We start from the raw sequence: 23,891 nt of genomic DNA on the forward strand, positions 1-23,891 counted from the left end.
CTCACTTGGTTAGTTGTTCACTAGTTTTTCCGAACCTGCGCTCACGGCGCTGATAAGAAATAATTGCTTCATAAAGGTGCTCTTTCCTGAAATCAGGCCAAAGCAACTCTGTAATATATAGTTCTGTGTAAGCCATTTGCCACAGCAAAAAATTGCTGATGCGCTGCTCGCCGCTTGTACGTATAAGCAACTCCGGGTCCGGCATGCCGGCCGTAGACAGAAAATCCGCTACTGTGGCTTCCGTAATTTCCTCAGGCTTTATACTACCACGACCCACCTCAACAGACAAACGTTGCACCGCTTGCGTTATATCCCAGCGGCCGCTGTAGCTTAAAGCAAGCACCAGCGTCATGCGGGTGTTTTGCTTTGTCAGCTCCATTGCCTCCATCAGTTCCTTCTGACAAGATGCCGGCAAGCTGGCAGTGTTCCCTATTGTTTGTAAGCGGATATTGTTTTTGTTAAGGGTAGCGGTCTCTTTTCGGATAGTAGACACCAGCAGCTGCATTAAAGCACTGACCTCTGTGGCCGGCCTATTCCAATTCTCGGTTGAGAAAGCATAGAGTGTCAAGTATTTCACGCCTAACTCGGCCGCGGCCTCCACAGTTTCACGCACTGCTGTAATGGCACTCTGATGACCAAATATACGCAAACCTCCCCGCTTTTTAGCCCAGCGCCCATTTCCGTCCATAATAACGGCAATGTGGCTGGGTAAATTGTTCAAGTCAACTTTCTCTTTAAGATTCATTAAAGCAAATTTTCCTTGCAAGATACAAAATGCAGGGCAAATTTGTGAAACATTAACTTTCTAATCTAATATTCCCGGTTTGTTTTTGTAAGGAGGTGGGCAATTAACCCGGTAAATGGTGTACGAAAGGCTTACACCATTGTAATAATACCAGTCGTTATCGTAAGGGTTGGCCAGGCGCTTGCCGTCTATCTCAAATACATTGTCGAGGCGGTCCATGATCAGTTTTCGGGCACCAAACTCAAGCCCCAGGTTCCAGTGTTTACTTAGCGCATACTTCACCCCTACCCCAAAAGGTATCGACACAGCCACATTCGTTTCGTATGGTTTATCAAGTATGGGTTCCAGGTCAGGGTTATCTGTATTAACCTTAATGTTGTAAACCAAGCCTGCCACACCGGCAAAAAAGTATGGCGAAATGCGGATCTTCTGGCTCAGGTCATAATAGTCCAGGAAGTTATACTCCCCAACAACAGACAGTTCTGCCAGGCTTATACGGGCTTCGGTCTGTCGCCAGTTATGAAGCGGCAGATCGTAGGCTGCATCACTAAAGGTGTTGCTGTCAATAATGCGGTGACTCAGCATAATACCGCCTCTCGCTGTTATCGGGCTTGAGATATCCCTGCGGTAAAAAGCGGTTATGGCTGGTTGGTTGTTCAGAAAACGGTAATTCGGCGACAGTTCTCCTTTGTAGTTTGCACCACCTATGCCAATCCCTATCTCACTGGTAGTAACCTGTGACTGCCCACTTGCCGATGGAGTAAAAAAAAGACTCCCTATTTGCAGTAAGGCACAAATAAGGAGTACTTGTCTTGATATTCTTAAAGCCATGAAAATCTATTACGGAGTTTAGTAAAGAACGATCAACTGCTCTTTCTATTATCTAAACTTCGGACTTCTAATTCTTGGAGAAAGGATGTAGCTGATAGTTAGATTGCTGGTGATATACCAATCGTCGTCAGCATCGTTGCCTCTGCGCTGGTTGCGGATGTTACCATAGCCCGGCACAATTGCATAAGGTGTGCCGTTAGGGTCCGGCACAGTGTTAAAACCACTGCCCGCGCTTCTATCGGATAGCAGGGCCGCAGCTTTAGGGTTACTGCCACCACCGGCTAAAATATCATCTTTGTTAGCATAGCCACCGCTAGAGTCATCCAGATAATCCGTGAAGGTTTTTCTCCAGCCCAGTTCCAGGTTTAGGTCCCAGTTTCTGTCCAGCTTATAACGCACGCCTAATCCAAAAGGTATAGCAATGCCTACGCGCTTATAGGGATCAGGATAATCTCCATCCGCATACTGACCGGCGGTGCCAAGCGGTTGCAACTCATACCATCCAGTAGGGATATCATTGGCCGGGTTTAATGTACCCTGTCCTTCGGCAAAGTATGTACCTCTTTCATAATAAGCCTTCGGGTTGTGGTGGAAAACAGCGATACCTACAAAGCCATAAGGCACGAAGTCAGGACGGCGGCGATACGTCTGGCGGTTTTCGAACAAGTCTACAATAACTACCCCGCTAAGTTCTTTGATATCGTTTCGGAAAGAAAGGTTACGCTTAAAACGGCCAATGTTCTCCGCCTCATTCTGTGAAGCGCTCAGCATGTCATCACCCATAATACGCCCCCAGTGCAGCGCGCCTCTCACAGAGATTCTCGGAAAATACCTATAAGTATAGCTGATGCCTACATTCGGACGCGTTGACTTAAATCGTAAGCTGGTAAAGTCTGGCTCTGGTACAATATCGCCAAAGTAGTTCATGGCACCCAGGCTCAAACCTACAGACCCATACCTTTTTCTTTGTGTAAATCGCTGTGCATCTGCCTCGGTAGCTACCAAGGTGATCGTGAAAATAAGCAGCAGTACCAGGGTACAAAATTTTCTCATATCTAAGTATTTCTTATGGATGGAGATTCGCTGAAACAAACACTTACCCCAATTTCACTCTAGCAAAGACAAAAATAGTTATTTAAGCCTATTAAAGAAATCATATTTGATATATTTAATATAATTACTTTAAGAGTATATTTCTTTTATCAAGTCCCCAGTTCAATTTGCTGCGAAGCGTGGACAGAAAGTTAACGTGGTTAAGCTTTACCAGCCTTGCCACGAAATTCTCTCTCCTCACTGCCAGTTGTACCGACATGTCTACCGGCGTAGACCTGGAATCCAAAGAGGCCAGATAACCACTGCTCCTTCCCTCTACCTCAAAGGAAATAACGCTGCGATCAGACACGATCATTGGGCGCACGTTAAGGTTATGGGGACATACGGGCGATATCACAAAATTGTTAGTCTGCGGAAGCACTAATGGCCCGCCACAACTTAACGAGTAGCCGGTTGATCCTGTAGGGGTGGCGACCACAAGACCGTCAGCCCAGTACGAATTCAGATATTCACCATCTATATACGTATGCACCACTATCATAGCCGACGTATCACGCTTTAATACGCTAAACTCATTTAATCCGAAGTTAATGCCGTCAAAAACCTCCTGATCGGAATCTACCCGTATCAATGCACGGTCATCTAAAGTATAATGTCCTTTGTACAAAGCGTCCAGGGCAATGTTTATACTATCGTAAGGGATGGTGGCCAAAAACCCTAAACGACCTGTATTGATTCCTAGTATAGGAATTTCCTGGGCACCTACATACGTCACCGAATCCAGCAGCGTGCCATCGCCGCCAATGCTCAGCACCACATCCACGCCCTCCAGTTTATCGCCGCGGGTAAAGGTCTGTATGCCAGTGGGCAGGTTAAGGGTGTTTTTAAGATACAGGTAAAAATGCTCTACCAGGTATAACTCTGCCTTACGCCGGGTCAGCTCATCGAAAAGCATTTGAATGAAAGGCGAAATATTGTCGCTGAATGGTTTTCCCAGTATTGCTATTCTCATAGGGTCGAACTTAAAAAGGTATTCGGGTACTGATGTAAATACCCCTGTCTCCTTCGCGGTTTATAGTATACTCTGCCCGCAGCACCATGTCGTAAAAGGTAACAACATGTAAGCCCACTCCACCGCCCGCAAGAAACCGATTGGTTAGCGGGTTTCCCTCCTCAAACGCATTGTCCACCACATAGCCTGCATCTGTAAAGGCATTCAGGTATACCGACAAAGGTATATTATTAAACTTTGGGTTATCTATAAATTTAAGCTTTATACTTTTAATGTCAATAAGCTGTCGTGTGAGGCTCTGCTTAAAAAGGCCATAATGCTGCCCGCCGACAATGTACAGTTCATACCCCCTTACATAAGACCTGTAGCCAAGAGCAATATTGTCAGCAAAGGCATGCTCCCCTGCTAACCGTAACTGCCCTTCGCCGCCTGCCATGTAAAAATACTTATCCGACAATTTACTGTAATGCGCATACTTTGCCCTGACAGTGGTAAACGGTGTGCCGGTATCGTTCATAAAGAAAGTCTGTGCCACCCCAGCCTCAAAGTAGCTACCCGAGGTAGGATACACAAAGTTGTTTCGCAGGTTTACGACTTTATAGAGTTCCAGGCGCATATATTGACGCTCCTGCTGCGCATCGCGGTAAAAGTCCGGGTTAAGGCGCGACACCGAATCGGAGATCTGCTCGTTGTGGTACGATACCCTTACCCCCTGTTGTCTTTGCACGCTTTGCCTGTGTACAATACCCATTGCGAATGAGCTTCTCTTTATAGGCAATACATCCTGCTGCTCAACAAAACGCTGTTTGTTATTAAAGTTAGTATAGCTCGTGACGCGGCTTCTGTAGTCTGATATTGCAAAGTCGGCCCCAAGGTTATACTTCCGGATAATGTATGGCACCCGGTAAGACAGTTCCAGGCGCTTGTTAAAGCCCTGCTGCACCCGAACCCGCACATCCTCGTTGCGCCCCCTGAAGTTGCGCCGCACCAGGCTCAGGCCATAGTCTATACGGCTCCAGTCTCTTTTCTCCAGCCAGGCGTTAAAGTTACGATCGGCAAAGTCAAGTATGGGAATAGGGTAAAGGTAGAAACGTTCCTGCACCCGATAACTGACCTGCACCGAGCCACCCCCACAAGTATAATCGACAGCCACGCTATTGAACAGGCGCAGGTTAAAAAGCCGCCTTCGGTTCTCCTCCAGCAATTTAGGGAGATCTTCGGTTACCAGCGTGTCGCCTGGAGAGAACGTCAGCTCGATCAGCATGACCTGGTCTTTGGTGGTTTCGTTGCCAACCAGGTTTATACTTTCTACTATTACAAAGGGAGTATCGCAGGGTACAGATTGCGCTGCCACCATGCCGGGTAAGCTTAAGAGTAAGACAATAAGGAGTGCACGCAGCATCATGTACGCGCAGTTTTAAATATCCAGGTATTTAAACAGCATGTCCAGGCGGTCACGGCCGATGTCGCTGTCTGAGGTGTCGTTGAACTGGGCTGTAATGCGGTACTCGAAACGCTCCAGGGTGGCTATGATACGGGTAAGGTCTGTTGTATTCAGCTTAAGTGTCAGCTTTATTTTGTAAGGATCCAGTTCATCCGGCGACACATAGGCACTCAGTATCTTGCTGTTTTCCTCCTCAATCAGCCTGCTGATCTGGCTTAGCGAGTAATCGCGCTCCGGCATCGAAAGCACCAGTATACTTCCCTGCCCCTGCAAAGCCGACATCTGCCCGAAAGCCGCAAGCGTATCGTTTATGGTGATAATGCCCATGTAGTCGTGCTCCTCGTCCAGCACGGGCACCACCTGGATCTTGTTTTTAATGGCCGCCTCCATTACATCGTAAAAGTGCTGGTTGTGCATCACGAACACATCCGGGAACTCAAGCTCCAGTTCTTTTAGCTGCTGGGTGCGGTTAGGCAGTTCTATTAACTTCAGCTCAGTGGCAAGCCCTTTATACTTGCGGTTGCTCACCACAGGCAATTCATTCACACGGAACTCATCCATCCAGCGCAAAGCCTTCTCTACCGAGTCATAGGGCTTTAACGGCGGGATCATTTGGTTGATGAGTTCTTCTGCGATCATGGAGTGGTGGCTGTTAAGGGTGTTTTGGCTAAGAATTTATCTAAGATACTGTTAAACTTCTCCGGATGTTCCATCATAGGGGCATGTCCGCACTTATCGATAAAGTATAACTCTGAATTCGGGATCAGCCTGTTAAACTCATGAGCTACCATCGGAGGGGTAATTGTGTCGTTCAACCCCCATATTAACAACGTAGGCACCTTGATGTTTGTGATATCCTTGGCCATATTATGGCGCTGCGCCGATTTGGCAATAGCGATAATGCGCAGGCACTTTGCATTGCTGTTAGTAATGTCAAACACCTCGTCCACCAGTTCTTTTGTCGCTGTCTCGGGGCTATAGAAAGTATACTCCACGCGCTCTTTCACGTAGTCGTAGTTGCCGCGCTTTGGAAACGAGCCACCCATCGAGTCTTCGAACAGGCCGGAGCTACCAGTTAATACCAGGCGCTTTACCTTGTCGGCGTTCTTCAAAGTATAAACCAGTGCCACGTGGCCACCCAGCGAGTTGCCCAGCAGGGTCATGTCGGTCAGGTTCATATGGTCTACAAAATCCTCTACAAACGACACCAGCCCGGGTACACCCGCCTTGTGCAACGACATCTCATAGATCGGCATCAGCGGAATAACCACGCGGTAATGCTTCGAGAAATGGTCTACCACGCCATGCCAGTTGCTAAGCGCACCAAACAAACCGTGCAGCAACACCATCACCTCTCCATTGCCTTCGTCTATATATTTAAATCCAGCCTCTTCTCTAATTTGTAAATTCATGTAAACTATACTTTGTAACAGAAACGTATTTTATCGTCAATACGGTTAATTAATCTGCAATATTAGCAATAGTAACCCAATTTTTGAGCATCTGCAAACCATAAGCCGTCAGAGCGGCCTCCGGGTGGAACTGCAGCGCGTAAAGTGGTAGCGTTCTGTGCCTGAAAGCCATCAGTTCGCCTTCGGAAGTATGCGCCAGCGGAAGTATACTTTCCGGGGTGTGGCGCAGCACCAGCGAGTGATACCTAACCACCTCTGTTTTAGTGGGTATACCTTTAAAGATCGGATCCGGCTCACAGATTATCTCCGACACCTTGCCATGCATGGGCCGGATACCTTTCTCCAGCTTTGCTCCTAAAAATTCGCCAAGCGCCTGGTGGCCCAAACAGATTCCCAGCATTGGCACCTTTTCGTGGTAATAATGGATCACATCCATCAAACTACCTGCCTGCCCAGGCGTGCCCGGCCCCGGCGAAAGCACAACAGCCGTAACCGGCAACTGTTTTATTTCCTCCAGCGGCACATCATTCCGAACCACCTTCGCCTCCACCCCAGCCTGCCCAAAGTAATCTACCAAGTTGTAGGTAAACGAGTCAAAATTATCTAGGAGGAGGAGCATTTTTGATTTGGAAATTTGAAGATGAGAAAATTTGGAGATGTAAAAATTCGAGAATTTGAAAATGCTTGTTAGGTATACTTTACGACCAACTTTCAATAATTTTTAAAGCTTTTTATGTCAGATATTCCCTCATCTTCAAATTTCCAAATCTCCACATTTTCAAATCCTAAAAGTGTTGTTTAAGCGAAGTGATCAGTGCTTTTACGAATGGTAACACATAGCTTAGGATGTCCAGTGCGTAGGGGGTGGTTTTTAGCACGACAGGGTACACCATCGAAGCGTCAGCAGTGTCCTTTGAGATGCTGATGCCAGCCATATCGGAAACGTAAAGTAACAGGCTGAGGGCTACGCACCATTTTAATGCGCCAAGAATACTGCCCAGTACATTATCGAACAGGCCGAAAGGCGTGAAGTCGATGACTTTTTTTAGGATGATGCCCCCTAAATGGATGAGCAGGATAATACCCACGAACACCACCAGGAAGGTAACGTAAGGTAACAAGCCATGCACATCACCGATAAAGCCTTCCATTACAGGCAAGGCCGCATCCAGCAGTTTCAGGCCGCCAAGTATGGCCAGCACCAGTGCCACCAGCGACACCAACTCTAACAGTAAACCTTTCCGGAAACCCTGGAACGCGCCCCAAAGTATGGGCAGCGCCAGAAAAAAATCAAACGTGCTCAAGGGTGAAAAACTATAAAGTATAAATGCCGCAGCGCTACAATCTGTGTTGCAACACTGCGGCATCTAATTTAGCTAATTAAGCGCAAAAGCTGTAAAATAATTTTACTTTAAAGCATCTGGCTCCGGCACAGCCCACCCGTAAACCGCTTAAAAATCAGTGTTGTTCAGCAGCTCACCCACAGCCGTGGAAATAGCGCGACCGTCGGCTTGGCCAGCTAGTTCTTTAGAGGCTACCCCCATCACTTTACCAATATCCGATGGTCCGGTGGCACCCACACGCTGGATGATCTCTACCAGGCGCACACGCAGGTCGCCTTCATCGAGTTGCTTTGGCAGGTATTCTTCGATTACACGCAGCTCTGCTACTTCGATGTCTTCCAGGTCAGTGCGGCCCTGCTTGGCATATAGCTCAGCCGACTCGCGGCGCTGCTTGGCCGCTTTGGTCAGCAGTTTCATTTCAGCATCCTGGCTTATGCCTTCTGTTCCTCCTTTTTCTGTTTCGGCAAGCAAAATCAGGGATTTTATACTTCTAAGGGCCTGCAGGCGTGCTTTATCTTTAGCCAGCATAGCTTGTTTAATGTCGGCATCAACCCGTTCTTTTAATGACATAGTTTTTATGAGTTTATACTTATACTATTGAGAATCTGCTATAAAAATAATTGTGTGTTGCTTATACGGTAATCCGGGGATGTGTATAGGTTAACATCTTAACCAAATTTCCATTAATTTTAGCTTCTATACTTGTATGACGAAAAAAGCCTGCATAAGGCTACAAAATAAGCAACATGACCAAACTGAGCGTAAATATAAACAAAATTGCCACCCTGCGTAATGCACGTGGCGGCGACAGGCCAAACGTGGTGCAGGCCGCAAAGGACTGTGAGCGCTTCGGTGCGCAGGGCATTACCGTGCACCCCCGCCCCGACGAACGCCATATCCGTTACCGCGATGTGTATGACCTGAAAGAGGTAGTAACCACAGAATTTAACATAGAAGGCAACCCTACCCCGGATTTCCTGAAGCTGGTAAAAGAGATACGCCCGGAGCAGGCAACCCTGGTACCCGATGCACCCGATGCCATTACCTCAAACGCCGGCTGGGATACGATTAGGCACAAAGATTTTTTAACAGATGTGATCGGTGAGTTGAAAGAGTTGGGTATCCGCACCTCCATCTTCGTTGACCCAATGGAGAGTATGATAGAGGGAGCCAAGCTGGTAGGCACCGACAGAGTGGAGCTTTACACAGAGGCCTACGCCACCAACTACCACAGCAACCGCGAGCAGGCCATAGCCCCATACTTAGCCACAGCCAGAAAAGCGCAGGAACTTGGCATTGGCCTCAACGCGGGCCACGACCTTGACCTGGATAATCTGAAGTACCTGCATGACACACTGCCGGGGCTGCTGGAAGTAAGCATTGGTCACGCTTTGGTTTGCGATGCCTTATACTTTGGCTTGGAGAAAACTATACAACTTTATCTGGACCAGCTAAGGTAGCTCTTATACTTTGCAATACCCACCCCTACCCCTCCGAGGAGGGGAATTACAATTACGCGAATATTCCCCTCTTGGGAGGGGCGCAGGGGTGGGTTACACTTTGAATGACAAGTATATTCTCAGAAACAAATAACCTCCTTTGATCAATTCAATTACCATAGAAGAGTTTCTGAAGCTGGCAGAGCGGTTGCCTGTGCTGGATGCCCGTGCACCCAAAGAGTATGAGGTAGGGCACATCCCAGTAGCACAGAGTTTTCCTATTTTTTCGGATGAAGAACGTGCCACGGTAGGTACCGCATACAAGCACCAGGGTCACGATCCGGCTGTATTGATTGGTCTGGATTTGTTTGGGCCTAAGATGTCGGGGTTTGTGAAGCAGGCAACAGAACTGGCTCCTGAGAAGGAAGTGCTGTTGCATTGCTGGCGTGGTGGCATGCGCAGTGGGGCTATGGCCTGGCTGCTAAGCTTCTCAGGGTTTAAGGTAAACCTGCTGCAAGGCGGTTACAAGGCATACCGGCAACACTTACATCACCAGTTCGAGAAAGAGCAAAAGCTACTTATACTTAGCGGCTTTACCGGCAGCGGCAAAACCGACCTCCTACCTTACTTACAGGAGCAAAACCAGCAGGTGATTGACCTGGAGAAGCTTGCCAGCCACAAAGGCTCTGCCTTCGGAAGTATAGGCATGGCCCCGCAGCCCACCACTGAGCACTTCGAGAACCTGCTCGGCACGGAGCTGCTTAAGCTTGACCAAAGCAAACCTGTGTGGCTGGAAGACGAAAGTATAAGCATTGGCAGAGCGCAGTTGCCTAAACCGTTTTTCGACCAGATGCAGCTAGCTCCTACTATAGTACTGCAAGTGCCGCAACAACTGCGCGTGCAAAAGCTAACCGAAGAGTATTGCCGCACCGATAAAAGTATACTTGCCGCTGCCATACTTAAGATAAAGAAACGCCTCGGAGGCCTGGCCACAAAAGAGGCATTGGCTGCGATCGAAAACGATGATATGGAAAAGATGGTAAGCATTGCCCTCTCCTATTACGACAAAGCCTATACTTTTGACCTCGCAAAAAAACAGCGCGTACTGCAGTTGGAGCTCACAGTTATAAACCCAGAAGAAAACGCTGCCAAAGTGCTGGCATTCGCTAAACAACATCAACTGATCTAAACACCATGGAAGAGACATCCACTCAAAGTATAAAACTTACCCAGTACAGCCACGGCGCTGGCTGCGGTTGCAAAATATCGCCTAAAGTGCTCGATGCCATTCTGCACTCCGATGTGCATTACCCCGAAGAGAAACGGCTGCTGGTAGGCAACAGCTCCCGCGACGATGCCGCTGTGTACGATATCGGGAACAACCGCGCCGTGATCAGCACCACTGATTTTTTTATGCCGATTGTGGATGATGCTTACGACTTTGGACGCATCGCATCGGCTAATGCCATCTCAGACATCTATGCTATGGGCGGCACTCCTATGATGGCAATTGCCGTATTGGGCTGGCCTGTTGATAAGCTGGCACCCGAAGTTGCCAAACTGGTGATTGAGGGCAGCCGCAGCATTTGCCACGAAGCAGGCATACCGCTGGCCGGAGGCCACAGCATCGACAGTCCTGAGCCTATTTTTGGTTTGGCAGTAACCGGCATGCTCGACATCCCGAACCTGAAACGTAACGATACCGCCACCGCCGGCTGTGAGCTATACTTAACCAAGCCGCTTGGGGTAGGCATCCTTACCACGGCTCAGAAAAAAGGCTTACTAAAACCAGAACACGTGCACCTGGCACCTAACCAGATGATGCAGCTGAATAAAGTTGGCGCAGAGCTGGGTCAACTATCACAGGTAAAGGCAATGACCGATGTAACTGGTTTCGGATTGATGGGCCACCTTTCGGAAATGTGCGAGGGCAGTAACCTGAGTGCGGAAGTATACTTCGATAAAGTGCCCGTGATACCAGAGGCCCTGGAGTACCTGGCGCAAAAAGCCATACCTGGCGGCACACACCGCAACTTCGACAGCTACGGCCACAAACTCGCCGACCTTACCCCGGACCAAAAGCACCTGCTCTGCGACCCGCAAACCAGCGGCGGTTTATTGGTGGCAGTTGATCCGGCTGGTCGTGAGGAAGTTTTGCAGCTGTTTGAAAACTATGGCTTGCAGCTGGAGCCGCTTGGAGTATTAACCGAGCCACAAAGCAAATTAATCCGAGTGGTTTAGACTTCCGTAGACTGATAACTGTTTATTGCTAATTGTTAACCGACATAAATGAAACTACACTTTAAGGAAATGGGCCACGGCCAGCCGCTGCTGATTTTGCACGGCTTGTTCGGCACATTGGATAACTGGGCAACGCTGGCCAAACGACTGGCAGAGCATTACAACGTTTTTCTGGTAGACCTGCGCAACCACGGCCGCTCGCCGCACGACGAGGAGCACAATTATGATGTAATGGCCGACGATGTGCTGCGCTTAGTAGATGAACTGGGCATATCCACACCTGCCATAATGGGCCACTCGATGGGTGGGAAGGTTGCCATGAAGTATGCACTTAAATACCCTACTCGCCTTACCAAGCTTATTGTAGTAGATATTGCCCCAAAAGCATACCCGCCACATCACGATGATATAATTGAGGCGCTGGAATCAGTAGACCTGAGTAAGGCAACCAGCCGTGGCGAGATTGACGAGCAACTGGCTAAAAGTATACCTGAGAGTGATGTGCGCCTGTTCCTGATGAAGAACCTGTACCGCAAGGAGGACAACACCTTTGGCTGGCGCATGAACCTGGAGGCCATCCGGAACAATTACGACCACATTGCCGAAGGCATCTCAGCGGATATTCCTTTTAAGAAACATGCCCTGTTTATAAAAGGCGGTAAGTCAGGTTACATTAAGCAAGAGGATATTTATGGCTGCATAGAGCATCTGTTTACCATGGTTGAGGTAGAAACAATACCACAAGCCGGCCACTGGGTACACGCCGAAGCCCCCGACGAAGTATACGACCTTGTTACAAGGTTTTTGCAAATCGACTAGGACCGGTGATTAAGGAGATTTTATTGATTTATAGGATTTTGTCTTGGCTGAAAACTATGCTTTTACTGAGATAACGGATACTATAATCTGTTCATCCTGATTCAAAAAAGACGCAAAATATTGCGTCTCTACATAAATCCTATACAATAAGGTAATCCCACTAATCAATTGAATCCCCTTAATCTGTGGTCAACAATTAAACCCCTACCTTTGCTTTATGAAAAAGACCGGCACTTTATACTTGATACCGACTATACTGGCAGAAAACACACAAGACCAGGTAATATCGCCGCAGGTAAAGGAAACGGTGCAGCACCTGACATACTTTATCGTGGAGAACCTGCGCACGGCCCGCCGCTATGTAAAAAGCATTTGCCCGGATCTGGTAATTGAGCAGCTAACGTTTGTGCAGGTAGATAAGGATGCTACGCCGGCACAGGTGCAGGCCTCGCTTAAGCCACTGCAGGAAAAAGGGATTGATGCTGGTATCATTTCGGAGGCTGGCTGCCCCGGCATAGCTGACCCCGGTGCGGAGGTGGTAAAGTACGCGCACCAGAAAAGTATAAAAGTAGTGCCTTTTGCCGGACCATCGGCTATACTTCTAAGCCTGATGGCCAGTGGTTTTAACGGGCAGCAGTTTGCCTTCCATGGGTACCTGCCCATAGAAAAGCGCGACAGGCTGCAGGCGCTGCGCCAACTGGAGAAAGAGATGCAACAGCGCAACCAGACGCAGATATTCATGGAAACGCCTTACCGCAATAACAAACTCCTTGAGGATCTTTTATCTACGCTACACCCAGAAACAAAACTCTGCATTGCCGCCAATATCACCTCTCCGGAGCACGAGTTCATCCAGACCAAAACCATACAGCAATGGAAAGGCAAGCTACCCGACATACACAAGCAGCCTGCGGTTTTCCTGATCTACCGGTAGCCATACTTTACCAGTCTGCTGGAATTTTGCTTGTAGCGTTGGGCAGTACACGGCAGTCGTCGGGGAATTTATAGGGCAGGAAATTGTGGTTGATATCGTCGCGCAGAATGGTTACCTGCTTTGTCACCACCGAGGCCACATCAAAAAAGCCGATCACCTGCTCATCTTCGCTGTTCACGTTTCTCATGTTGCCAACTATCCTTGCCGGAGGCGGGTCAAAAACGGTACCGGTAGCCTCTTTTTGCTGTTCCATGAGCCGGTAAAATTCATAAGCCTCTTCGGTTACGGAGTACTGAAATACTTTTAGCTTATTCTTAACACCTAAGTAACGGTAAAAGGGCACGAACAGCACTTCCTGGTTAATTACATGTTTCCCGTTTGAAAGGCGGTCATCTATTACCTTAAACCTGTCCAGTTTCTCGGTCAGCAGGCACTTGGCACAGCAGTTTTTAGGTATTGCAATCCCGTCTTCATTTACATAGTCCCAGGGCTGAGTGGCTACCTCAAACTCAGTGAAGAAAGACCACCTGAGAAAATTCTTTTCTTCTGCCGGGTCCTGGTAGTTTACCAGCACGCGGTAGCCAGGGTACAACTCTTTTTTACGGTCGCCTTTAAAGGCAAACTGCTGCTCATCGATCTCGAAATGCACCGTGTCTATCGGGACAGGGTTTCTCATGGTTACCCACTCCGACTGATATACCCTTGGCCCCAGCGTAATCTTTAACATATAAGCCTGCCCAGGGGTGCCGAACGCGGCGGCACCGGCAGTTGGGTAATAAGTGTTCGTAGTCGCATCGTAGGCAAAGCCGTATACTTCGCCGTTGTTACTGTGCACCGAAACTGTAGCGTCCTTTTCATACTTCATGTATGGCTCTGCATAAGGCCGGGAGTATGTAAGCCGCACATAGTTGTGTTCCGGGTCGTTGGTGAATGCGGCCTCTACCACCAGGTGGCTTTCCTGCTGGCTGTTTTTGATATCAATAGGGTCTATGCATCCTGTTAGCAGGAGTATCAACACCACTAAAAAAGTTTGTTTCAGCATGGCTGGCTAAAATTTAACGTTGAAGTTTACAGATGGCACCGGCACCCCGATAATGGAAAGCTTAAATGCCCCGGGAGGCGCCCCATAGTAGTGCTGGAATAAAGCTGAGTAGGCATTTTTCCGGCTATAAAGGTTGTACACAGAGAAGCCCCACTCATACACTGCTTTCTCTTTAATGATCGGCTCACGGTTTAGCGATACATCAAGCCTGTGGTAGTCGGGCATGCGCTGCTGGTTGCGGCCCACGTAGTTTGCAAATATCTGGTCGTTATACCTGTACCAGGAGTCTGCCGCAGTGATGGGCCTGCCTGTGGTATAGGTAAAGTTTGCCGACACCGTCCATTTTGGCCAGGCCTGGTAATTGGCGAAGATGTTCAGGTTTACCGGCTTGTCATAATTGGTCGGGTATGGATCGCCGTCGTTTATCGTCTCTTCCCTGGTCTCTCCTTTTATCATTCTCATCGAGCGGGAATAGGTTGCACTTACCCAGCCGGTAAGCCTGCCCTGGTTCTTTTTAAACATCCATTCTGAGCCATAGGCATAGCCATCACCAAACAAAAGATCAGCATCCAGGGCAGGGTTCAGCAACAGCACGGCGCCATCCTTATAATCGATCTGGTTGTAGAGTTCTTTGTAGTATACTTCCCAGCTAAACTCATACCTGTTGTCTGGCTGCAGGTAAAAGTAACCCACCGATACCTGGTCTGCCACCTGCGGTTTAATATATCTATTCGACAGTTTCCAGACATCCACCGGTGTAATGGCAGCCGTGTTGGAGATGAGCTGGATAAACTGCCTGGTCCTGCTGAAACCTGCTTTTACGGAGGCATTCTTGCTTAAAGAGAGTTTAAAGGAGGCACGGGGCTCCAGCCCCTGGTATGTCTGCACAACCTCACCTGCTCCAACATGTAGTGTGTCCACTATACTTCTATCGTCCCTTGGCCTGCCTTCAGCGTAGAGGTAAACATCCGATGGGCCGATCTTAGCGAAACGGGCATAGCGCACCCCCAGAGCAAAGGATATCCTGTCATTCAGCTTTATCTCATCGTTCAGGTAAACAGCGCTTTCAAAGCCGTTGTCATCTGGTAAGGTGCGCCTGTTTAGGTTAGAGGTACCGGAAGGCACCAGGTCGCCGGGCTGGATGGCGTAGTAAGATACCTCCCCGCCAAAATCTATCAGGTGATTCTTTTTGCCAAAGTACCCGAAATGCACTTTTAGTTGCGACAGGTCAATTCCGGAATTCAACTCAAACTCTTCGCCGGTGGCAAGTCCCGCCACGGTATTCGTGTAAACGCTTTTCACGAGCGTGGCCGAGCCGGTAAATGTATCGGAAAACAAGTGGTTCCAGCGCAGGGAGCCTAATGTATTATTCCAGTGGTAAGTGGTGTCATACGGAAACTTAAACCCGTCGGCACTGTGGTAGGCCGAAAAGCTGACATTGTTTTTTTCGTTCAGTTTATACTTTAGCTTCAGGTTGCCATCGTAAAAGAAACCCGAACTGTTTTTGACGTTATTCCCCGGAAACATTTTGAGCAGGTAATCCGGGTAAGCCCCCCTGAAAGCCAGCAGCACAGTGGCCTTCTCAGACAAAGGGCCGTCCATGCTCAGCTTGGCTGTAATCGGTGTGATGCCCGCCTCATACTTCATTTTTTCGGAGTTGCCATCCCGCATCTTTACATCAAGTATAGCCGAGATTCGCCCTCCGTAAGTTGCCGACACACCGCTGCGGTGCAGCTCAAAGCTTTTAAGCACATCCGGGTTATACACTGAGAAAAACCCGAATAAGTGACTCGCATTAAACAACGGTGCACCGTCCATCAGTACCAGGTTCTGGTCGGCGCTGCCGCCACGCACAAAAAAGCCGCTTGTGCCCTCACCCGCATTTACCACACCGGGCAATGCCGACACCGCCTTCATCACATCCGGTTCCCCCATTAACTTCGGCATGCGTGTTAGTAGTTTCTGGTCCATGTGGCTGCTGCCCATGCGCACCGAGTTCAGGTCCACGATGGAATTGGTGGTGATCTCGACCTGCTTCAGGCTTACATTCTGCTGCCCGAGTATTAATACAACCTCCTTATTCCCGTCAAGTATAATTGTCTCTTTCAGCGGTGCCATGCCGATGTACTGACACACCAGTTCATAGGTACCCTTCTCTAGTTTTATACTAAACCTGCCCTGCTTGTTGGTAACCACCCCCTGCTCTCCTGGCGAGATAAAAACATAGGCATCACTAAGGCGCTCCCCTGCGGCATCCATTATGATACCGGTTAGCTTAAACTGTTTGTTTTCTGCTTGTTGCGCCGCCACACTCTGAATTAGTAATAACAACAGAAGTATGCCGGTGAATACTTTTTGTAGCATGCGGTTATACTTTATATATAAAACTGAATATATTGATTTAATGTCTAAACTTCAACCCAAGACAAAACCACACCATACATATCCAGCACAATCAAACTCATATACAGCTACTTACATAAAACTACCTGGTATCTATAAAAAAAGAAAAAACCACCGGAGACCGGTGGTTCTTGCCCATTGAAGAAGACTACTACCTAGTATTCTTATTATCTACCTTATCATTCACATTTTATAACTATTACTGTACATCCCACCAAACACGGGTATAGTTGTGGTCTGCACCCTGGCGCTTGATCACCTCGTCATAGTTTGTTTGATTAAGCGCTCTGGCATTTGATGGATAGCCCATTCTGCGTGGAATGCCTCTTGAGTCTACGGCGTCCGGGGCAGGCGTAAGCGCAGGGAAACCTGTTCTCCTCCAATCCGTCCAGGCCTCAAAGCCATTCTGGTATAGGTGCACCCATTTCTGCGTGATGATCTTCTCCAGTCCGGTGGCAGGGGTATAGGCAATCTCTGGCTGGGCAATAAATGTTGCGTATTTATTTGCATCGTACACATTCCAGAATTGCCACGACGCCTTTATACCTTCATAGTACAGGTCTGCCGCAGTTGTGGCACCCGGCACGGTAAAGCCTCTGTTCACCGCCTCGGCTTTAGCAAATAATACCTGCGCATAAGTATAGATCGGCGCAACGGCATCAGCCGCCTGAAGTGCGGCACCTATACGGCTGTAAATGCCCGGTATGTTTTTAGCCGCAGAACTACCGTATGGCAGTGGTTTTACCTCACCATTCAGCACTTCGCCATAAATTTTTACTCTCGGGTCATTCGTGGTATTCATGTAGTTACCCAATTTGTCGCTTATGGCATAGTCGTTACGGTTGTCGTTGGAATAGTTCTCGTACCACGGGTTCCAGTTGTTCGGGTCGCTTCCGATAAACTTGTAGGTAATGTTCTGTGCGTTGCTCTCCACAACACCAGCATTGATAGCTGCGGTCATCTCCGTCTGTGCTTTAGCCGGGTTTACCTTCATCAGGCGCAACGACATCATCAGGCGGGTTGTGTTGGCAAAACGCTTCCAAGCAGCCATGTCGCCACCTAACAGAATATCTCCGGTTACACCAGGCTCCCCCATATTGATCATGGCCTGTGCCTCGGTCAGCTCTTTAAACAGATCAGTATAAATGTCCTGCTGCTTATCAAACTTTGGCTGAAGCACCTCATTGCCTTTCAGGGCCTCAGAGTATGGGATATCACCATAAATATCCGTCAGGAACCAGAAATAATATGCCTTCAGGATACGGGCCACTGCAATCTGGTTGTTTTTAGAACCGTTGCCAATGTCGGCCAGTTTACTGTCTTCATTGTTCAGGTTGACGATGGTTTGCAGGTTGTAAAGCGGACCTGTGTACCATACTGTCCAGGACAGGTTTCTGGTATTGTAAAGCGATGCAGCCGGGTATGGCCCCTCAGACAGATACTGTGCATAGAAATTCATGTGCACCGTGGAGTAACCGCCTACGTTGCGTATGGGAGTGTTCCAGGTGGTAAAGGGCAATTGCTGCAGCGCAAAGGTAAGCAAGGTGCGCGTTGGTGCCTCCGTTACCCTTCTAGGGTCCACGTTGGTGTCGTCAAAGTCGCTAGGGTCGCATGCCACTAAGGCAAAAACCAGCGCAAAGAAGAATAAGAATTTATTTTTCATGGGATTAAATCTTTTTGATGGTTACAGTCTTACTCTAAGGTTTACCCCCATAGTTCTGGTTGATGGCAGCTGGCCGCCCTCGTACCAGGTGTTCTCAAGCTCAGATGGGTCGATACCGAACTCTTTGCCCGGTGCACTGATCAGCCATGCATTGCTAACCATCAGGCCAAGGTTCGCACTCTTGATCATGCTGCCCAGCACAGATTTCGGAAGCTCATATCCTAAGCGAACCTCACGCAGCTTCAGGTAAGAAGCATCGATCACGTTAGAGTTTATATTGTCGCGCTGCAACGAAGTATAGAAGTATGTTCTGGCCGGAATGTAGGTTGCGTTTGGCTTGCCGCCTACGTCCTCACCGTTGATCTTAGTGCCCGCCGCATATACGCCAGGTATCAGGATACCACCGCCATTAGACGGGAAGTCTCTCCAATCGTGGCCCTGGTCGTTTACGCCAACTGTGTTTTTATGCAAGCCAGCTCCGTAGCCATACATTTTAGTAAGCGAGTGGAACAGACCGCCTTGCTGGAAGTCGATGGAGAAAGCAAGGCTAATGCCTTTGTAGCTGAAATTGTTGAATAAACCTCCTGTGAAGTCTGGCTGGATAGTACCTCTCTCTTTATTGATATCGTAAAGCGGGATACCATTAGAGCCAACGATTACACGGCCCTGCTCGTCGCGCTGCCACATACGGCCTACCAGCATACCCCACTCTTTACCTACACGGTGCTCCAAACGGGTATCGTTACGCTGTGTAGATGCCAGGTAGTTTGTGAGTCCGTCCGCCAGTTCAACGATCTTAGAGCGGTTTCTGCCAAAGTTCAGGGTAACATCCCAGGTAAAGTCACCTCTGAATGGCGTAGCGTTTATACTTGCCTCAATACCTCTACGCTGAATTTTACCGGCGTTTATCTGGTACTGGCTAAAGCCTGTGGATGGGTCAATGTTAAGGCTCAGGATCTGGTCTTTGTTGTCGTCCTGATAGTAAGTAAATTCTATGCCAATAGCGTTGAAGAAGCGCAGGTCGGTACCAATCTCTTTCGAGGTGGTTAGGGCAGGCATAATATTACCAGATCTGAATTCGTCACCGATCTGTGCTGACGGTGTAGTACCGTAAGGAGGCTCGCTGTCGATAGCTGTAAACACAGAGTATGGGTTCAAGTCTGCACCAACCTGTGCCCAGGATGCTCTAAGTTTACCGCTGGTAAGTATGTTTTTGAAGGCCTCGTTGTTGATAACCTCTGTAAACACAAAGCTACCACCAATAGATGGGTACAAGAACCTGTTGTTCTTAACCGGCAGTACAGAAGACCAGTCGTTTCTGCTGGTTAAATCCAGGAACAGGAAGCTTTTATAACCGAAGGAAGCCCTGCCATATACACTGCGAACCTCTTTTTTGCTATAGCCACGCGTTACAAGCGGACGCGCAATGGAATACTTGATATCGAATGTGTTAGGGAAGCTCAGACCACCCTGTGTTTCCTCTTCCAGCTCATTGTAGTAGTTCTTGCGAAGGTTGCCACCAACCATGGCATCAACCGTGATGTCACCGAACGAGCGCTTGTACAGTACGTTCGTCTCATAGTTCATCTCACGGTCACTTAACTGATAAATGGAGTAACCATCTGTATTCAAACCACCTGAAGCGATCCTGAAATCACCCTCAGAGTTTCTCTGGCTCATACGGGCATAAGACTGCCAGCTAAAGTGCTCGTTGATCTTATAGTTCAGGCCCAGGTTACCAACAATTCGGTTTGAGTTTGAGGTACCATAGTTCTCATTCACCACAAAGTATGGAGAATCCCAGTACTGAGGGGCCAGGTACAGATCAGGGTTACCGGTACCATTCGGGTCGCCGATGTTCCATGACTGCAATGTGCCGTCCGGGTTTCTATAGCTCTTCAGTCTTTCGAAGTCAAGCTGGCGCTGGAACCACTGGTTAAAGTTCTGCGTCACGTTCAGACCATCCAGGCGGTAGCCCTCCTGTGGGCGGCCATCCTGCCTGTTAGAGGTAAAAGACAGGTCGGCGGAGGCTGTTAGCTTTTTAGTGATGTCCAGTGAAGTGTTCAGGCCAACCTGATGCTGGTTACGCTCCGCATTCGGGATAATAAGCGTACGGTTCTGGTTGGCATAAGTGAGGCGGTACATAAAGTTGTCGGCGCCACCGCTGAACGCAATGCTGTTGTTATAGTTTGCCCCTGTTTGGTAGAAGCTTTTCACGTTGTCTGGCTGTGCTGTAAGCGGCACCAGTTTTCCAAAATCAGCTCCAGGGTACCACGACCAGTAAGGTCTGTAAAGCTGCCCGTTAATTTTTGGTCCCCAGCTCTCATCCGCACCATAATCCAGTATGCGCTGGCCATTGAACGAGGCCCAGCTTTCCGGGTGTACCCCTGGTTTATACTTGAAAATGTAGTAGCCTTCACTGTCGTAAGTAGAGCCAGGAGTTCTGGCATTAGAGGAATAACCACCCGCATACTCATTTTGATAAGGCATCATTACCGATGGGTTTTCAAAAGCAGCGGAAAGGTTTAACTCCACTGTTGGTGTGCCGCGCGTGCCTTTTTTACTTGTGATCATAACCACACCGTTGGTTGCGCGCTGGCCGTAAAGGGCAGTTGCTGCCGCACCCTTCAGCACAGAAATGCTCTCCACGTTATCCATAATCACCGAGTTCTGATCGGTAATGGTACCATCTACAACATAGATCGGAGGCTGACTTGTGTTTAGGCTATTTGCACCCCTGATCACGATGCTGCCGTTATCGAAGTTGGAGCTTGGCGAACCTTGTACCTGTATACCGGCTACCTTACCAACAAGCGCAGTACTTACGTCGTTGGATTTGGCATAGGTAAGATTTTCGCTGTTAACGGCACCAACCGCATAGGGCAGTGTTTCCTTCTCACGCTGATAGCCAAGCGCAGTTACTACAACTTCATCCAGTTGTCTTGTATCCAGCGGTAGCGCTATGTTTATATTAGAGGCGTTCCCGATCGATCGCTCTAACGTTTGATAACCGATAAACTTGAATACGAGTGTGCTGCCACCTTCGGGCACATTTAAGGAATAACTGCCGTCGGCTCCGGTGGCGGTACCTGCAGATGTACCTTTAACCAGAACAGCCACACCAGGCAATGGCTGATCTGTTGTTGCATCAGTTACTTTACCAGTAACTGTCCTCACCTGGGCCATTGCTTGTTGCAGCAAGGCAGATACCAGGATGAAGCATAAGAGTAAGGTTTTCTTCATTGTGTTTATTGTTTTAAGGTTTAGTAATGCACTTATAAGTACAATATGCATGGTCTTGCATGTGCCTGAACCATACTATACTGCACTTTTATAACTATTACACAATAAAAAAACTGGAAACTACCAAAAACAACCAGGTTGTCGGCATATCGCAACACAAGGCACACAATCTAATGCGCGTTTTACATATAAACACGCACAAACCTGATAAATAGTAACCAGTTTTAGAACCACGATACTTTTGATGGTATGCGGGTCACCGGAAAGCAGAAAAATTAACTGATAATGTGTGTTACCTGGCTGTCTAGAAGAAACCTGTAACAGGGAAGTAGATTAGGAAGGAAAGAGTATGGAGCAGCTAAACGCAAAAAAATAGCCTGTCTGGATCAGGCTTGTATCACCTTTGTCAGGTGCTGGTCGCTTTTGTAGAGATGTAATTCATAGTATTAGCTTGTTTAAGTTGAGACAGAACGAATATTGGAAAAATAAGGCACAATCACAAGCTATTTTTAATCTTTTTTTAATCTGAGTTTAATGTTGTTTTAATCTTTCAGAATAGGGCATTTTGTGTTTAAACTTAGTAGGCCTTCCAATCATCCATTCCCTGAAAATTTCAAACCACCTATAAAAAAGAAAAGCCATCGGAATCCGATGGCTTTTGCTCAATGAAGAAGACTACTACCTAGTATTCTTATCTATCTATCTACTTTATTACTTTTTTATCAATAGCAACTTAAGTTACTATTTAACATCCCACCAGGCTTTTACGCCTTTGCTGTTCTTGCCGAACACGGCAACCGCTTTCTTGTAGTTCTCAGTGTTCAGAGAACCCTCGATAACTGGGTAAGACATTCTGAAAGGTACTGTTTCTACCTCTGGGTCAAGTGAGCCGTCTGCAGGAAGTGCAAAGATCTCCTCATCTGTATAAGGGTCTTCGAAATCCAGTCTCAGTCTTTCTAACCAGCCCTGGATACCCTGGCCATACATAGCGATCCACTTCTGAGAACCGATCGCGTCTAGCGCAGTCTCAAGGTTTGTAGCTACATAAGGCACACGCGCAAGGTAAGCTGTATACTGATCATTGCTCAGGCCAGTAAAGTCAAATGACGCCTTGATACCTTTTGCATAGTGCTCAGCTGCTGTACCTGACAAACCTACAGAAAGGTTTCTGGCAGCGATCTCAGCCAGCATGAACTCAACTTCTGAGTAATCCAGGATTATAGTTGGAGCCGTAGCACCGATCATATAGCTGCTTGGTAAGCTTACGATCTTAGTATCACCGTTAGATGTACCGCTGCTACCATCAAGGCCGTAAACCTCACCTACATACTGCTTGTTACCTGCAGCATCAAGTATAGCCACGCCTTTGTTGTTCAATGGGTCAGCATAAACTGCCAGTCTTGGGTCGTTATACTTCTTCAGGTAATCAACAAATGGCTCAGAAACTGCAAAGTCAACACGTGTCTTGTAAGCTTCGTTAAGCGGGTTGTTGTTCGGAGGGCTAGACAACCAACGGAACATCGCGCTTTCAGCGTTGCTGGAAATGATGCCACCATTTGCAGGATCAAGTGACTTCTTGATAGCAGTCACTGCATCCGCCTGGTTTACATCGATCATGCGAAGCGCGATTCTCATACGAAGTGAGTTCGCAAACTTCTTCCACATCATCACATTGCCGCCATAGATCACATCGCCTTTGGCAAAGCCTGGCTTAGATGGATCAAGCTTGGCGATCTGCGCCTCCAGCGTGCTCAACAGGCCTTTGTATACTTCAGGGCCTGTGTTGTAAACAGGAGTTGCGATCTCATCATTGATAGCCTGCTCATAAGGGATCGGGCCACCGTAGATATCAGACAGGTAATGGTAAGTTAATACCTTCATGATCTCGGCAATAGCAATTCTATTCTCGAAACCAACTACCTGCGCCTCCATCTCGATTTTCTGTGCCTCTACCAGTTCTCTCAACACATTTGCGTAGAACTCATTCCACATCGTGTTGTTAGAACCCTCACGGATCTGGTAACGGCTTTCGTCTGCATAGTATGTAGATGCCCAGTACTGAGAATAGTACATGCCCATACGGCCGTTATTCCAGGCGTCACCGATATTTCCGGCAAAGTTATATTGTGCAGTTGTCAGTAGTTGTGCCGAAGTAGCCGTTCCCGGCTGGTTCGGGTTAACGTTCATCTCCTCAAAACCTTCTGTACAAGAAGCCGTGAGTGAAACAAATGCTGCACCTAGCAATATTTTCTTATATAATTTCATAT

At 48.0% G+C, this 23,891-nt stretch carries 20 protein-coding genes; 5 read left to right on the plus strand and 15 right to left on the minus strand.

The window, feature by feature from the left end:
- Position 1: 1 nt before the first annotated feature.
- From uppS to AC4BAP_RS15285, 10 genes are all read right to left on the minus strand, one after another.
- Complete coding sequence (gene uppS, locus AC4BAP_RS15240) at positions 2-745, minus strand: undecaprenyl pyrophosphate synthase (protein WP_490583528.1); 744 nt, start codon at positions 743-745, stop codon at positions 2-4.
- 60 nt (positions 746-805) lie between these two features.
- Complete coding sequence (porG, locus tag AC4BAP_RS15245; RefSeq protein WP_490583529.1) at positions 806-1,576, minus strand: type IX secretion system protein PorG; 771 nt, start codon at positions 1,574-1,576, stop codon at positions 806-808.
- A gap of 48 nt (positions 1,577-1,624) precedes the next feature.
- Positions 1,625-2,629 carry a DUF6089 family protein gene (locus AC4BAP_RS15250; RefSeq protein WP_490583530.1) on the minus strand — a complete coding sequence of 335 codons (1,005 nt, stop codon included), beginning with the start codon at positions 2,627-2,629 and terminating at the stop codon, positions 1,625-1,627.
- 124 nt (positions 2,630-2,753) lie between these two features.
- Positions 2,754-3,641 carry an NAD kinase gene (locus AC4BAP_RS15255; RefSeq protein WP_490583531.1) on the minus strand — a complete coding sequence of 296 codons (888 nt, stop codon included), beginning with the start codon at positions 3,639-3,641 and terminating at the stop codon, positions 2,754-2,756.
- 10 nt (positions 3,642-3,651) lie between these two features.
- Entirely contained in the window at positions 3,652-5,046 is a 1,395-nt protein-coding gene (locus AC4BAP_RS15260; protein WP_490583532.1) for a BamA/TamA family outer membrane protein, read from the minus strand.
- A gap of 12 nt (positions 5,047-5,058) precedes the next feature.
- Positions 5,059-5,724: a CBS domain-containing protein gene (locus tag AC4BAP_RS15265; RefSeq protein ID WP_490583533.1), complete on the minus strand. Its 666-nt coding sequence runs from the start codon at positions 5,722-5,724 to the stop codon at positions 5,059-5,061.
- The gene (locus tag AC4BAP_RS15270; protein WP_490583534.1) at positions 5,721-6,497 is read right to left on the minus strand and encodes an alpha/beta fold hydrolase; all 777 of its coding nucleotides are present in this window, start codon (positions 6,495-6,497) and stop codon (positions 5,721-5,723) included. Before AC4BAP_RS15270 ends, AC4BAP_RS15265 begins: the two co-directional genes overlap by 4 nt.
- A gap of 49 nt (positions 6,498-6,546) precedes the next feature.
- On the minus strand, positions 6,547-7,116 hold the full coding sequence (locus AC4BAP_RS15275) for an anthranilate synthase component II (RefSeq protein WP_490583535.1): 570 nt from the start codon (positions 7,114-7,116) through the stop codon (positions 6,547-6,549).
- 166 nt (positions 7,117-7,282) lie between these two features.
- Entirely contained in the window at positions 7,283-7,801 is a 519-nt protein-coding gene (locus AC4BAP_RS15280) for a CvpA family protein (protein ID WP_490583536.1), read from the minus strand.
- A 147-nt stretch (positions 7,802-7,948) separates the two neighbouring features.
- The gene (locus tag AC4BAP_RS15285) at positions 7,949-8,410 is read right to left on the minus strand and encodes a GatB/YqeY domain-containing protein (protein WP_490583537.1); all 462 of its coding nucleotides are present in this window, start codon (positions 8,408-8,410) and stop codon (positions 7,949-7,951) included.
- A 176-nt stretch (positions 8,411-8,586) separates the two neighbouring features.
- On the opposite strand from AC4BAP_RS15285, the gene AC4BAP_RS15290 reads away from it, so the two are divergent.
- The 5 genes from AC4BAP_RS15290 (at position 8,587) to AC4BAP_RS15310 (ending at position 13,273) form a co-directional block, all read left to right on the plus strand.
- A complete protein-coding gene (locus AC4BAP_RS15290; RefSeq protein ID WP_490583538.1) occupies positions 8,587-9,300 on the plus strand; it encodes a pyridoxine 5'-phosphate synthase in 714 nt (237 codons plus the stop codon).
- A 139-nt stretch (positions 9,301-9,439) separates the two neighbouring features.
- Positions 9,440-10,468 (plus strand): tRNA 2-selenouridine(34) synthase MnmH, encoded by a 1,029-nt coding sequence (mnmH, locus tag AC4BAP_RS15295; protein WP_490583539.1) that lies wholly within the window; start codon positions 9,440-9,442, stop codon positions 10,466-10,468.
- A 5-nt stretch (positions 10,469-10,473) separates the two neighbouring features.
- On the plus strand, positions 10,474-11,520 hold the full coding sequence (gene selD, locus AC4BAP_RS15300; RefSeq protein ID WP_490583540.1) for a selenide, water dikinase SelD: 1,047 nt from the start codon (positions 10,474-10,476) through the stop codon (positions 11,518-11,520).
- A 48-nt stretch (positions 11,521-11,568) separates the two neighbouring features.
- Positions 11,569-12,339, plus strand: coding sequence for an alpha/beta fold hydrolase (locus AC4BAP_RS15305; RefSeq protein ID WP_490583541.1), 771 nt, complete (start codon positions 11,569-11,571; stop codon positions 12,337-12,339).
- Positions 12,340-12,556: 217 nt separating this feature from the next.
- On the plus strand, positions 12,557-13,273 hold the full coding sequence (locus AC4BAP_RS15310; RefSeq protein ID WP_490583542.1) for an SAM-dependent methyltransferase: 717 nt from the start codon (positions 12,557-12,559) through the stop codon (positions 13,271-13,273).
- 7 nt (positions 13,274-13,280) lie between these two features.
- Here the strand turns inward: AC4BAP_RS15310 and AC4BAP_RS15315 are convergent, their stop codons facing one another.
- From AC4BAP_RS15315 to AC4BAP_RS15335, 5 genes are all read right to left on the minus strand, one after another.
- Positions 13,281-14,315, minus strand: coding sequence for a DUF4249 domain-containing protein (locus AC4BAP_RS15315; RefSeq protein ID WP_490583543.1), 1,035 nt, complete (start codon positions 14,313-14,315; stop codon positions 13,281-13,283).
- Between the two features lie 6 nt (positions 14,316-14,321).
- Entirely contained in the window at positions 14,322-16,679 is a 2,358-nt protein-coding gene (locus AC4BAP_RS15320) for a TonB-dependent receptor (protein ID WP_490583544.1), read from the minus strand.
- A gap of 238 nt (positions 16,680-16,917) precedes the next feature.
- Positions 16,918-18,381, minus strand: a complete 1,464-nt coding sequence (locus AC4BAP_RS15325; protein WP_490583545.1) for a SusD/RagB family nutrient-binding outer membrane lipoprotein — start codon at positions 18,379-18,381, stop codon at positions 16,918-16,920.
- 21 nt (positions 18,382-18,402) lie between these two features.
- Entirely contained in the window at positions 18,403-21,624 is a 3,222-nt protein-coding gene (locus tag AC4BAP_RS15330; protein WP_490583546.1) for a SusC/RagA family TonB-linked outer membrane protein, read from the minus strand.
- 741 nt (positions 21,625-22,365) lie between these two features.
- Positions 22,366-23,889 (minus strand): SusD/RagB family nutrient-binding outer membrane lipoprotein, encoded by a 1,524-nt coding sequence (locus AC4BAP_RS15335; protein ID WP_490583547.1) that lies wholly within the window; start codon positions 23,887-23,889, stop codon positions 22,366-22,368.
- Positions 23,890-23,891 lie beyond the last annotated feature (2 nt).

This window comes from Pontibacter sp. GD7, from assembly GCF_058216375.1.